Origin of the sequence: Kitasatospora misakiensis, from assembly GCF_042656005.1 — a bacterium.
In the GTDB taxonomy this organism is placed as follows: Bacteria; Actinomycetota; Actinomycetes; order Streptomycetales; family Streptomycetaceae; genus Kitasatospora; species Kitasatospora misakiensis.
In genome coordinates, this window is record NZ_JBHSOF010000097.1 from 1 (window position 1) to 12,924 (window position 12,924).

At 73.0% G+C, this 12,924-nt stretch carries 10 protein-coding genes and 1 tRNA gene; 2 read left to right on the forward strand and 9 right to left on the reverse strand.

Translation table 11 applies throughout. The annotated features are described in order from the left end of the window. From ACFP3U_RS36205 to ACFP3U_RS36235, 7 genes are all read right to left on the reverse strand, one after another. A partial coding sequence (locus ACFP3U_RS36205) for a Rho termination factor N-terminal domain-containing protein (RefSeq protein ID WP_380230028.1) occupies positions 1 to 403 on the reverse strand: 403 nt, incomplete at its 3' end. Between the two features lie 607 nt (positions 404 to 1,010). Continuing rightward, the gene (gene thrB / locus ACFP3U_RS36210; protein WP_380230029.1) at positions 1,011 to 1,946 is read right to left on the reverse strand and encodes a homoserine kinase; all 936 of its coding nucleotides are present in this window, start codon (positions 1,944 to 1,946) and stop codon (positions 1,011 to 1,013) included. A gap of 401 nt (positions 1,947 to 2,347) precedes the next feature. Next, a complete protein-coding gene (thrC, locus tag ACFP3U_RS36215) occupies positions 2,348 to 3,445 on the reverse strand; it encodes a threonine synthase (protein WP_380230030.1) in 1,098 nt (365 codons plus the stop codon). 9 nt (positions 3,446 to 3,454) lie between these two features. After that, complete coding sequence (locus ACFP3U_RS36220) at positions 3,455 to 4,747, reverse strand: homoserine dehydrogenase (protein WP_380230031.1); 1,293 nt, start codon at positions 4,745 to 4,747, stop codon at positions 3,455 to 3,457. 141 nt (positions 4,748 to 4,888) lie between these two features. Then, positions 4,889 to 6,283: a diaminopimelate decarboxylase gene (gene lysA / locus ACFP3U_RS36225; protein ID WP_380230032.1), complete on the reverse strand. Its 1,395-nt coding sequence runs from the start codon at positions 6,281 to 6,283 to the stop codon at positions 4,889 to 4,891. Between the two features lie 88 nt (positions 6,284 to 6,371). Beyond that, complete coding sequence (argS, locus tag ACFP3U_RS36230) at positions 6,372 to 8,033, reverse strand: arginine--tRNA ligase (protein ID WP_380230033.1); 1,662 nt, start codon at positions 8,031 to 8,033, stop codon at positions 6,372 to 6,374. 73 nt (positions 8,034 to 8,106) lie between these two features. Beyond that, complete coding sequence (locus ACFP3U_RS36235; RefSeq protein WP_380230034.1) at positions 8,107 to 8,598, reverse strand: response regulator; 492 nt, start codon at positions 8,596 to 8,598, stop codon at positions 8,107 to 8,109. 204 nt (positions 8,599 to 8,802) lie between these two features. Between ACFP3U_RS36235 and ACFP3U_RS36240 the strand changes: the two genes are divergently transcribed. Further along, positions 8,803 to 8,874, forward strand: a tRNA-Arg gene (locus ACFP3U_RS36240). A 128-nt stretch (positions 8,875 to 9,002) separates the two neighbouring features. Here ACFP3U_RS36240 and ACFP3U_RS36245 read toward each other — a convergent pair. Together ACFP3U_RS36245 and ACFP3U_RS36250 are read right to left on the reverse strand one after the other, a co-directional pair. Then, positions 9,003 to 10,001: an LppX_LprAFG lipoprotein gene (locus ACFP3U_RS36245; RefSeq protein ID WP_380230035.1), complete on the reverse strand. Its 999-nt coding sequence runs from the start codon at positions 9,999 to 10,001 to the stop codon at positions 9,003 to 9,005. 176 nt (positions 10,002 to 10,177) lie between these two features. Beyond that, entirely contained in the window at positions 10,178 to 10,621 is a 444-nt protein-coding gene (locus tag ACFP3U_RS36250; RefSeq protein WP_380230036.1) for a MarR family winged helix-turn-helix transcriptional regulator, read from the reverse strand. A gap of 88 nt (positions 10,622 to 10,709) precedes the next feature. On the opposite strand from ACFP3U_RS36250, the gene ACFP3U_RS36255 reads away from it, so the two are divergent. Further along, positions 10,710 to 12,350, forward strand: a complete 1,641-nt coding sequence (locus ACFP3U_RS36255) for an FUSC family protein (RefSeq protein ID WP_380230037.1) — start codon at positions 10,710 to 10,712, stop codon at positions 12,348 to 12,350. Positions 12,351 to 12,924 lie beyond the last annotated feature (574 nt).

A 12,924-nucleotide genomic window follows, 5' to 3' on the forward strand; every position in this document is an offset into this window, starting at 1 on the left:
CGGTGGCGGCGGCCTGGACCGGGATCTCGATCTGGGCCTGCGCGTCGGCGGCGGGGGCCTCGGCCCGGGCCGCGGCCTTGGTGGCCCGGCGGGCGGGCTTCTCGGCCGGCTCGGCGGTCTCGGCCTTGGCCGCGCGCTTGGCGGCCGGAGCGGCGGGGGCGCCGGCGAGCAGCGGGTCGCCGCCGCTCTTCTCCTTGATGGTCTCGATCAGCTGGCTCTTGCGCATGCGTCCGGTACCGGTGATGCCCAGGTCCGCGGCGAGCTTCTGCAGCTCGGCCAGGACCATGCCGTCCAGGCCCGCGGCGGCGGTACGGCGGCGCCGCGCCGGGGCCGCAGGGGCGGCGGCTGCGTCCGACGCCTCGGCGTCCGGGCGCGCGCCCATCAGATCGGTGGTGTCGCTCACTAAGGGTCCTTCCCTGGAGCGGACGTCGGCCTGTCTGGCTCGGCGACCGGTTGTGCTGTCCTGACCAACGCTCGACTGCGTCGGTCCGAGGCGGTGATCCCCCGGATGGCGGTGTGCCGGTCGGGGGAGAGCTGCGAGGTGCGGTGCTTGACGCACGGTGGTGCTGAGTGGCGTGGTGGGACGGTCGTCCATCGACCCTCCCCCCGGCCGCCGGCCGGGAGAAAGCGCCCCCACGCTGCCTGCGAATCCCGGGCCCCCGTCGCGTGACGGTGGCCCGCGCTCCGCCCGTCCTGGCCTCAAGGAGGGAGGCCGCGGGTGGGAGTCAGGTGCCGTCACGGCTTCGGGATGCGGCCGCAAGTCGCGCAGGCAGGCTGCGTACGCGCTGCGGTGGGCTCCCGGAGAATCGTCGCCCCGTATATCGCCGGGACTCCGCTGGTGCGGAGTGCTGGGATCGGGACGCGGCGCACCTAGCCCCGGAGGGCACCTGGTGCAGCAATGAGGTTAACACTACCGACCCCCTCAGACATTCCCCAGCCTTGCGGTTGCCAATCGTGTCCGGACGGCCCGGCACCGGCGCACCGGCGCGGACCGTCGCGGACGGCGTGCGTCAGACGTCGAGCGGGAGCACCGAGGCGCCGGTCCGGTCGAGTTCGAGCCGGTGGGCGGTGAACACCGGGCCCCCCGCGCCGTGGTCCTCGGCGAAGCCCAGGACCTTCTGCACGCCCGCCTCGTCGGTGAGCGCGAGCACGGTCGGGCCGGCGCCGGAGATCACGGCGGGCACGTTCTCGGCGCGCAGCGCGGCCACCAGCGCGGCGCTGTCGGGCATCGCGGAGGCCCGGTAGTCCTGGTGGATCCGGTCCTCGGTGGCGGTGAGGAGCAGTTCGGGCCGCCGGGTCAGCGCCTCGACCAGCAGCGCGGACCGGCCGGCGTTGGCGGCGGCGTCGGCCAGCGGGACGGTCCTCGGCAGGAGGCCCCGGGCGGTCTCGGTGAGCACCTCGGTGGCCGGGACGAACACCACCGGGACGACCTCGGCGGACGGCTCCAGGGCGATCGCCCTGGCGGTGTCCTCCTCGGTCCACGCCACGGTGAAGTTGCCGCGCAGGCAGGCCGCGACGTTGTCCGGGTGGCCCTCCAGCTCGGAGGCGAGCGCCAGCAGGGCGTCGTCGTCCAGGGCGGACGGGCCGCCGATGGTGACGGCGCGGGCGGCGACGATGCCGGCGCAGATCGCGGCGGACGAGGAGCCCAGGCCGCGGCCGTGCGGTATCCGGTTGGCGCAGACCACTTCGAGGCCGCGCGGCTGGCCGCCGAGCCGGTCGAAGGCGGCGCGCAGCGAGCGGACCAGCAGATGGCGCTCGTCACGCGGGAGCGTGTCGGCGCCCTCGCCGGCGATGTCGACGGAGAGCCCGGAGTCGGCGACCCGGACGACCACGTCGTCGTACAGACCCAGCGCGAGTCCGAAGGCGTCGAAGCCCGGGCCGAGGTTGGCACTGGTCGCGGGGACCCGGACCCGGACGGCGGCGGCACGGAACGCGGGACCGGCCATGCGGTGGACTCTCCTGGGGAAATCGGGCGGCGCGAAGCGCGTCGGTGCGAGGGTGGGGAGCGGGGCCTGGGGCCCCGGCCGGGGCGGGCGGTCACAGTGGGTGGTGCGGCCCCCGACGGGGTCGGACCCGGGGCATGTGCCACACGGCCGGACCCAGAGTATCGAAGACAGGTTCCACAGCGGTACACCCCGTGGGCCTTCGATCTGGTGTGTTGCCGGTTCTGGCCGGAATCCATGCCGGAATCGGATCGGAATGCGCGGCGCAATTGACACAAAAGTGTCAGTCGAGAACGAGACCGGGCCGACCCCCGAAAGGGTCGGCCCGAGTGGCCCGAGGTGGGGGGCGGGAATCCGCCCGACCGTCCGGCCACCAGTCTCCGCGGTGGTGCGCCGGCGGTGCGTCAGTCGAGCAGGCCCAGCCGCCGGGCGGCGGTCTCGGGGTCGATCGGGACGACCTGCGGCTGCGGCGCACCGGCCACCGCCCAGTCCGGGTCCTTGAGGCCGTTGCCGGTCACGGTGCAGACGATCCGCTGGCCCGGGTCGACCAGGCCGGCCTCCGCCTTGGCCAGCAGGCCGGCCACCGAGGCGGCCGAGGCGGGCTCCACGAAGACGCCCTCCTGCGCGGCCAACAGCCGGTACGCGGACAGGATCTGACGGTCGGTCACCTTGTCGATCAGGCCGCCCGACTCGTCCCGCGCGGCGAGCGCGAAGTCCCAGGAGGCCGGGTTGCCGATCCGGATCGCGGTGGCGATGGTCTGCGGCTTGAGCACCGGGGCGCCGTCCACGATCGGGGCCGAGCCGGCGGCCTGGAAGCCCCACATCCGCGGCAGGCGGGCGGCCAGGCCGTCCGCCGCGTACTCGCGGTAGCCCTTCCAGTAGGCGGTGATGTTGCCCGCGTTGCCGACCGGCAGGACGTGGATGTCCGGCGCGTCGCCGAGCATGTCGACGATCTCGAAGGCGGCGGTCTTCTGACCCTCGATCCGGACCGGGTTCACCGAGTTGACCAGGGCCACCGGATACTTCTCGGACAGTTCACGCGCAAGGGTGAGGCAGTCGTCGAAGTTCCCGTCCACCTGGAGGATCTTCGCGCCGTGCACCAGCGCCTGGCCCATCTTGCCGAGGGCGATCTTGCCCTGCGGGACGAGCACGGCCGACACCATCCCGGCCCGCACCGCGTACGCGGCGGCGGAGGCCGAGGTGTTGCCGGTGGAGGCGCAGATGACGGCCTGGGCGCCGTCCTCCTTCGCCTTGGAGATGGCCATCGTCATACCGCGGTCCTTGAAGGACCCGGTCGGGTTGGCGCCCTCGACCTTGAGGTAGACCTCGCAGCCGGTGCGCTCGGACAGCACCTGGGCGGGGACCAGCGGGGTGCCGCCCTCCAGCAGGGTGACCACGGGGGTCGCCGCGCTGACCGGCAGGCGGTCCCGGTACTCCTCGATCAGACCCCGCCACTGGTGGGTGTGGGTGCCTCTGGCGGCGTTCTCGGCAACGCTGCTCATCATCTGTTCCTATTCCCCTTCGACCCGCATGATGCTGGCCACGTCGCGCACGCTGTCGAGTGCGCGGAGCTTGTCGACCGTCGCCGACAGCGCGGCGTCGGTGGCCCGGTGGGTGACCACGACGAGCGAGGCGTCGCCGTCGCGGCCCTGCTGGCGCACGGTGTCGATGGAGACGCCGTGCTCGGCGAAGACGGAGGCGACCTGGGCGAGCACGCCCGCGCGGTCGTCGACGTCCAGGCTCACGTGGTAGCGGGTGACGACCTCGTCCATCGGCTTGGCCGGCAGCTGCGTGTAGACCGAGTCGCCGGGGCCGGTGGCACCGGCGAGCTTGTTGCGGCAGACCGCGACGAGGTCGCCGAGGACCGCCGAGGCGGTCGGCGCGCCGCCCGCGCCCGGGCCGTAGAACATCAGCCGGCCGGCCGCCTCGGCCTCCACGAACACCGCGTTGTACGCCTCGCGGACCGAGGCCAGCGGGTGCGACAGCGGGATCATCGCGGGGTGGACGCGCGCGGTCACCGACTCGCCGTCGGCGGCCCGCTCGCAGATCGCCAGCAGCTTGACCACGCAGCCCATCGCCTTCGCGGAGGCGATGTCGGCGGCGCTCACCTCGGTGATGCCCTCGCGGTAGACGTCCGCCGCGGTCACCTCGGTGTGGAAGGCGATGCCGGCCAGGATCGCGGCCTTGGCGGCGGCGTCGAAGCCCTCCACGTCGGCCGTCGGGTCGGCCTCGGCGTAGCCGAGCGCGGTGGCCTCCTCCAGCGCCTCCGAGTAGCCGGCGCCGGTGGTGTCCATCTTGTCGAGGATGAAGTTGGTGGTGCCGTTGACGATGCCCAGCACCCGGTTGACCCGGTCGCCGGCCAGCGACTCGCGCAGCGGGCGCAGCAGCGGGATCGCCCCGGCCACCGCGGCCTCGTAGTACAGGTCGACGCCGGCCGCGGCCGCCGCCGCGTGCAGCTCGGTGCCGTCCTGGGCGAGCAGCGCCTTGTTGGCGCTGACCACCGAGGCGCCCTGCGCGAAGGCCGAGAGGAGGAGGTGCTTGGACGGCTCGATACCGCCCACGACCTCGATCACCACGTCGATGTCGCCCCGGGTGACCAGGGCCTCGGCGTCGGTGGTGAGCAGGTGCTCGGGCACGCCCGGACGGACCCGCCCCTGGCGCCGGACCGCGATGCCGGCGAGCTCGACCGGCGCGCCGATGCGCGCGGCGAGGTCGGCGGCGTCTGTCGTCATGATGCGCGCCACCTCGGAGCCCACCACACCACAGCCCAGCAACGCCACCTTCAGCGGCCGCGTACGCATCATCCGACTCCGCTCTGCATTCATCGTGCTTCGGTCGTTCCGGCGGACATTTTCGAGGGCCCGCCGGACTTTCGGTCTTCCACCAGTCTCCGGGACTTTCCGTACGGATCTACGGTCGTTCCATGATCTGAGACAAGGATTTCGTCATCCGATATCGAGGCGCAGGAGATCCTCCTCCGTCTCGCGCCGGACGATCACCCGGGCCGCGCCGTCCCGGACGGCGAGCACCGGGGGCTTCAGGGCGTGGTTGTAGTTGCTCGCCATCGAGCGGCAGTAGGCGCCGGTGGCGGGCACCGCGATCAGGTCGCCGGGGGCCAGGTCGGCCGGCAGGAAGGCGTCCCGGACGACGATGTCGCCGGACTCGCAGTGCTTGCCGACCACCCGGACCAGCGTCGGCCCGGCATCGCTGGTGCGCGACACCAGGGCCACCGTGTACTCGGCGTCGTAGAGCGCGGTGCGGATGTTGTCGGACATCCCGCCGTCCACGCTGACGTAGGTGCGCAGGCCCTCCAGCGGCTTGACGGTGCCGACCTCGTACAGGGTGAACGCGGTCGGGCCGACGATCGCCCGGCCCGGCTCCACGCTCAGCCGGGGGGCGGCGAGGTGCGCGGCGGCGCACTCGCGGCGCACGATCTCGGCCAGCGCGGCGGCGATCTCGGCCGGCTCGCGCGGGTCGTCCTCGCTGGTGTAGGCGATGCCGAGGCCGCCGCCGAGGTCGATCTCGGGCAGCTCGACGCCGTGCTCGTCGCGGATCCGCGCCAGCAGGCCGACCACCCGGCGGGCGGCCACCTCGAAGCCGGCGGTGTCGAAGATCTGCGAGCCGATGTGCGAGTGGATGCCGCGCAGTTCGAGGCTCTCGCCGTGCGCCAGCACCCGGCGGACGGCCTCGGCGGCCGCTCCCCCGGTGAGCGAGAGACCGAACTTCTGGTCCTCGTGCGCGGTGGCGATGAACTCGTGGGTGTGCGCCTCCACGCCGACGGTGACCCGGATCAGCACCCGCTGGCGGACGCCCTGGCGGCCGGCGATGGCCGCCAGGCGCTCGATCTCCTCGTAGGAGTCGACCACGATGTGGCCGACGCCGGTCTTCACCGCGTGTTCGAGCTCGTCCACCGACTTGTTGTTGCCGTGCAGCGCGATCCGCTCCGGCGGCATCCCGGCGGCCAACGCGACGGCGAGTTCGCCGGGGCTGCACACGTCGAGGTTGAGGCCCTCCTCGTGCAGCCAGCGCACGACCGCCTTGGAGAGGAAGGCCTTGCCCGCGTAGAAGACGTCGGCGTCCGCGCCGAAGGCCTCGCGCCAGGCGCGGGCCCGGGCCCGGAAGTCGGCCTCGTCCATCACATAGGCCGGGGTGCCGAACTCGGCGGCCAGCCGCTTGACGTCGACGCCGCCGACGGTGACGACGCCCTCGGCGTCCCGGGCGACGGTGCTCGACCAGACCTTGGGGTCGAGCGCGTTCAGGTCGGTCGGCGGGGCCTGGTAGTGGCCCTCGGGCAGGACGTCACCGTGGCGGGGGCCTGCGGGGTGTGCGGAGCGACTCATGCTCGTCAATCCTTCGAGACCTATGGCGAGGGGCGGCGACGGTCCTCGTTGACCGTCAGCCGCCCCCGCTGTGCGCTTGGGGGTGGTGCTACATCCGCTCGGGCGCCGTCACGCCCAGGAGCGTGAGGCCGTTGGCCATGACCGTGCGGGTGGCCTCGACCAGCCAGAGCCGGGCGCGGTGCGTGTCGGTGAGTTCCTCGTCGCCCTTGGGCAGGAACATGCAGTTCTCGTACAGGCGGTGGTACTTGCCCGCGAGGGTCTCCAGGTAGCGCGCGACCCGGTGCGGCTCGCGCAGCTCGCCGGCCGTGGCCAGGATCTTCGGGAACTCGCCGAGGACGCCGAGGACGTCGTTCTCCCACTGGGTGGCGAGCAGCTCGGGTTTGAAGTCGGCGGCCGCGCCCTTGTCGACGCCCAGCTCGGCGGCCTTGCGGGCCACGCCGCACATCCGGGTGTGGGCGTACTGGACGTAGTAGACCGGGTTCTCGTTGGTCTGGCTGGTCAGCACGTTGATGTCGAGCGTGATGGTGGAGTCGGTGGGGGTGCGGCCCAGGGTGTAGCGGGCGGCGTCCACGCCGATCCAGTCGACCACGTCGTCGATGGTGATGATGTTGCCGGCCCGCTTGGACATGCGGACCTCTTCGCCGTCGCGAATCATCTTCACGAACTGGCCGATCCGGACCTCGATGTTGCGGTCCATGTCGTCGCCCGCGCAGGCCACGATGGCCTTGAGGCGGTTGACGTAGCCGTGGTGGTCGGCGCCCAGCATGTAGACCGAGACCTCGGAGCCGCGGTCCCGCTTGGACAGGTAGTACGCGGCGTCGGCGGCGAAGTAGGTGGTCTCGCCGTCGGCCTTGATCAGGACGCGGTCCTTGTCGTCGCCGAAGTCGGTGGTGCGCAGCCAGATCGCGCCGTCCTGCTCGAAGACGTGGCCCTGCTCGCGCAACCGCTCGATGGCCTTCTCGACGGCGCCGGAGTCGTGCAGCGACTTCTCCGAGAACCAGACGTCGAAGTGGGTGCCGAACTCCTCCATCGAGCGCTTGATCTCGGCCACCATGAGCGTGAGGCCCTCGGTGCGGAAGACCTGGAGCTGCTCGTCCTCCGGGAGGTCGAGCACGCCCGGGACGCCCTCGGTGATCGCCTTGGCGATGTCGGCGATGTACTCGCCGACGTAGCCGTCCTCCGGGACGGGCTTGCCGTTGGCGGAGGCCTGGAGCGACTTGGCGAACTTGGAGATCTGCACGCCGGCGTCGTTGAGGTAGTACTCGGTGGTGACGTCGGCGCCGGTGGCGCGCAGTACCCGGGCGAGCGAGTCGCCGACGGCGGCCCAGCGGACGCCGCCGATGTGGATCGGGCCGGTCGGGTTGGCGGAGACGAACTCCAGGTTGATCTTCAGGCCCTTGAGCGCCTCGTTGCGGCCGTAGCTCTCGCCCGCCTCGACGATGGTGCGGGCCAGCTCGCCCTGGGTGGCGGCGTCGAAGGTGATGTTCAGGAAGCCCGGACCGGCGATGTCGACCTTGGCGACCCCGGTGATCCCTCGCAGGCGGTCGGCCAGGACCTCGGCAATGGCTCGCGGCGGCTTGCCGGCCGCCTTGGCGAGCTGGAGGGCCACGTTGGTCGCGTAGTCGCCGTGGTCCCTGTTCTTGGGTCGCTCGACCGTCACGTGCTCGGGCACGGCGACGGCCAGCTCGCCCGCCTCGACGGCGGCGCTCACTGCGGCCTGGACTGCCTGGGAAAGCTCTGCGGGGGTCACGACGCCAAGCGTAGGCGAGAGGGGGTGGGCCCTCGCCACTCGGTTTGCCGGTTGAGACGCCCGGGCGGGCCGCTCAGGCCCGATCGCTCCCGTCTGTTCGCCCAGGGCGAAACCGCTGTGCTGTTCTGTGCTCCCGGTGGTGCTCCCGGTCGTGCTCGCGGTCGTGCTCCCGGTCGCGGTCGTGTTCCCGGTCGCGCTCCATCAGCCGCCGGACCAGCGCGACCAGGTCCGCCGGGTCGAAGGGCTTGCCGAGGTAGCCGTCCACCCCGACCGACTCCCCCAGGTCCAGATCGGCCGGCGAGCAGGCGCTGACGATCGCGATCGGCAGCAGCCGCGTCCCGGGCGCCGCCCGCAGCCGGGCCGCCGTCCGCAGACCGTCCAGCCTCGGCATCATCACGTCCAGCGTCACCACGTCGGGCTTCACCCGGCGGACCACGTCCAGACACTCGGCACCGTCGGCGGCGGTCACCACCTCGAAGCCCTCAAGCTCCAGGTTGACCCTGATCAGCTGGCGGATCACCTCGCTGTCGTCCACCACGAGGACCCGCCCGGACACTCCCGACACCTCACCGAGGGTATCGGCGGCCCTGCCGCCCCGTCCGGCCTTTGCGCACTTCCGCCGGACTGCCGGCCGGACTGCTCCTCGGGCCGCCCCTTGGACCGCCCCTTGGACCGTGCGCCGGACGTCGCGAAAACCCGTGCACGGAGCGCGGCGCGGGCCTGGTAGTGTTCTCCACGTCGAAGCGAACGCGACGACGACATTGAGCAGGCCCCCGTAGCTCAGGGGATAGAGCACCGCCCTCCGGAGGCGGGTGCGTAGGTTCGAATCCTACCGGGGGCACTTCGCAAGAAGTGCTGAACAGGCCCAGGCCAGTGGCGAGTTGCCATCGGACTGGGCCTGATTCGTTTTCCCGGCGCTGACACCCGGTCAACCCGTGGGGCCGGGGCGCGGCCCCACGGGTGCGGCGGTCAGCTCGTGGCCGCGGCAGCCGCGCCGGCGGGGGCGGCGAAGGTCTCGGCGGGGCCGAAGTCGGTGAAGGTCACCTTGTTGACGGCCGTGACGCCCTTGCTGACCACGACCTGCTCGACGTAGCGGGTACGGCCCTGGGCGTCGATCCACTGGTCGAAGTCGAAGCCCGTCTGGCCCTTGGCCTTGGCGGTGCGGTAGGTGCGCGGGTCGATGTCGGCGATCTGCTCCAGGTCGATGTGGCCGGCCAGGTGCTGCGTCGGCACGCCGTCGCGGGTCTCCGCACCCTTGCGGGCGGACGGGCCCTGGGCCAGCAGCAGCTTGGCGTAGGCCGTGTAGTCGAGCACCGGCAGGTCGGCCGACCTCGGCGCCTTGACCCACTTCTCGTTCGGGCCCATCCGGAGGTACGAGGCGTCGGTGGTGGTGATCGTCTCGACGGTCAGGCTGCCGTCGGTCGACTTCATCTCGACCCGGCCGCTGTAGTCGGTGTTGAGGTTCTGCCGCCCGGTGGTGACCAGGCTCTCCTTGCCCCCGACCTCGGTGCCCATCCGCACGGAGACCGCGTAGGGCTCCTTGCTCGCGTTCTCCACGGCCTTCGCCGGGTCGAAGTCCCCGGCCGGGGCGGCCGGGGTCGTGGCGACCGGCGCCGGGGTCTCGGTGGCGGTGGGCGAGGGGGCGGCCGCGGTGGTCGCGGGCGCGGCGGCGGTGGTGGTCGCCGGGGCGGGGGCCGCCGCGTTCTTGTCCTCGGTGTCGTTGCAGGCGGTGAGCGCGGCCAGGGCGACAGCGGTCGCGGCGGCGGCGAGGACGGTGGTACGGCGCATCGTGGTGGAACTCCGTGGTGAACGGGCCGGCGGCCCGGTGAAGGTCTCGGCGGGGCCGAAGTCGCTGCACGCGAAGGTGATCGTGGTCTTCTCGCCGTCGACGACCGGCACGTCCCCGACCCGGTGGGTACGGCCCTGCGCGTCGGCGCTCCCGGTGTCGGGGTTCGGCCGCGCCGTCAACACGGCGGTGGAAACCCCCCAAGGCGCACGGGTGATCCGTGCGCGGAGAGCTTCCCACAGGGCGCGGCTGCCGGTCGAACCGGATTTCGATTCTGCGGGGCGGCGGCTCGGCGGGGCGGCGGGGCTTCAGGGGCGGGGCCTCACGGGTGGGTGGGGCCTCACGAGTGGGCGGGGCTTCAGGGGCGGGCGGGGGCGTCGGCCAAGCGGTCCATCAGGCGGGCGGCGAGGCGGAGGACCTCGCGCTCGGTCTCGGAGAGGGTCCCCAGTGCCTCCGCCAGCCAGGCGTCCCGGCCGGCCATGTCGCGGGCCAGCGCGGTGCGGCCGTCCGCGGTGAGGTGGAGGACGGACTGCCGGCGGTCCCGCTCGTCCGGGACGCGACGGAGCAGACCGTCCCGCTCCAGTTCGACGAACACCCGGGTCAGCGACTGCGGCTGCTGGTGGTCGGCGGCGGCCAGCGCCCCGGGGGACATCGGGCCGTGCCGGAGCAGGTGCCCGAGCACGCTCAGCTTGTTGAGGCTGAGGCCCTCCCCCGCGCGTTCGGAGCGCAGCCGGCGGGCCAGCCGGACGGTGCCCTGGCGGATCTCCGCCGCCTCCGGGAGCCACGGCTGATCAATCTCCATATTGCTACGCTAACACTTACTATTTGAATGGCAGAGCATCGGCGGTTCCTCGGTCAGCGTGAGCAGGCAAGGGAGAAATCCGTACGTGATGAGTAGCTTCTTCTCCCGGCTCCCCCGGGCCGTGCGCTTCGACCCCGGGCTCCGACTGCTCTGCGGGACCGCCGTCACCACGGCCGCCATGCTGGCCGCGTACGGCTCCGCACTGCTGATCGAGCACCTCGCCCACCTGCGGGTCGACGTGGTCGTCCAGGCCGTGGTGCTGGCCGCCACCGCCGCCCGGATCCAGCTCACCGCCGACCGGTACGACCGGCTGATCGGGCTCGCCGTCCTGCCGGCCGCCGCCGCGGGCGCCGCCGAGATCGGGCGGCTGATGACCCTCCACCCGAACGTCGCCGACGCCCTGTTCACCCTCGGGACGGCCCTGGCGGTCTGGGTCCGCCGGTTCGGCCCCCGGGTGGCCCCGGCCGGCGGGCTGCTGGTGCTGCCGCTGGTGGCGCTGCTGGTCATGCCGCCGGACGGCGGGCCGGCCGCCGACCACGGCCACACCCTGTGGGTCGCGCTGATCGCCGTCGTGTCGGGTGCCTGGGTGGCCCTCTTCCAGGCCGCCGCCGTCCGGACCGGGCTGGTGCCGGCGCCCGTCCGTGCGCCCGTACCGGAGTCGGCGCCGGAGCCAGGGGCCCGACGGCGGCCGGACGTCCACACCCGGATGGCCCTCCAGATGGCGGGCGCGGTGGGCGGGGCGTTCGTCGCCGGGCGGGCCGTCTGGCCGGACCACTGGGCCTGGGTGGTGCTCACCGCGTTCATCGTCTGCAGCGGCGCCCGCGGCCGGGGCGATGTGCTGTTCAAGGGGCTGCAGCGGGCGGTCGGCGCGGCGGCGGGCACGGTGGTCGCGACGGCCGTCGCGGGTGCCTTCGGACCGCACGAGGACGCCGCCGTGGTGCTGATCTTCGCGGTCCTCGCGCTCGCCACCTGGCTGCGCGAACTCAGCTACGCCTACTGGGCGGGCTGCGTCACCGCCGTGCTCTCCCTGCTGTACGGCTGGTTCGGCCAGAGCTCGGACGACCTGCTGCGCACCCGGCTGGCGGCGATCGGCCTCGGCGCGGCCGTCGGCATCGCGGCCTCCTGGCTGATCCTCCCGCTCCGGACCCGGGACGTCCTGCGCCGGCGCACCGCCGACGCGCTGGCCGCGCTGAACGACCTGCTGGGTGTCACGGGCACCGACCGGCCCGCCCTGCTGCGCGGACGGGCCCGGTTCGCCTACGGCGCCGCACAGCTGGAGCTCCTGGCCCGCCCACTGCGGGCCGAACGCCGTGCCGCCCGGTCGGCCCGGCGGCTGACCGGGCGCGGGTCCCCGGCCGGGCGCCCGTACCGGGCCGACGTGGTGGACGCCGTGGTTGCCTGCGAGGCCCCATTGGGCGTGCTGGTGGACGGGGCGGTCGCGGATCCCGCACTCTGGTCCGACCCCCGGGTGGCCCGCCTCAACCGGGCGGTGGCCGCGAACAGCGCGGCCGTCCGACGGGCGATCGGCCATCGGCCCGGACCCGCCTACCAGGCGATCCGGGCGCGGATCCCCCGCCAGCCGGGCGCGGCGCCGACGGGCTCTCCCGAGCAGCTGCGGATGCTGGCGGCACTGCTGGCAGTGGACGACGCGCTCGGCGCCATGGCCGCAGTGTTCGGCGACCCGCCCCAAGCCGAGGCGGAAGCCGTCAAGGAGGCGGGGGTCTCCTGATCCCCACCTCTGCGTGGCACCAACGCCTCTGCTCCGGGGTCGCTTCGTTCGAAGTCCGGTGGTGCTCGCTCCGGTCGAGCGAGCACCACCGGCCGACGAGATCGGGTTCGGGGCTGGGAGTAAGAAGTCGAAGGCGCCGAATTCCCACTCCGCGACTCGACCACCACCCTGCCTGCCGATCGCTCGGACCGAGCGAACGGCAGCCCCCCACAACCTGGATTGGAGCGGGATGTCGATCGCGCCGACCTTCCCGCTCCGGGGTCCGCTCGTCCAAAGTCCGGCGATGCTCGCTCCGGTCGAGCGAGCACCACCAGCCGAGGAGATCGGGTTCGGATTCGGGATGGGAGTAGGAAGTCGAAGGGACCGACTTCCCACGCCCGAACCGCGGCCGCCCACGCTCGGCCTGGGCCCGCTCGCCCCGGCCGCTCCGCCGGGCGGGTCGGAGTAGGGAGTCGATGGGGCTGACGCGGAGGGGTCTTCTTCCGCTGCCCCCTTGCGAACAGCAAGGGGGCAGCGACTGGGAGGGTGATCGCCAATCAGGGAACGGAAAGCCGATCTGGCCGACTCTCCACTC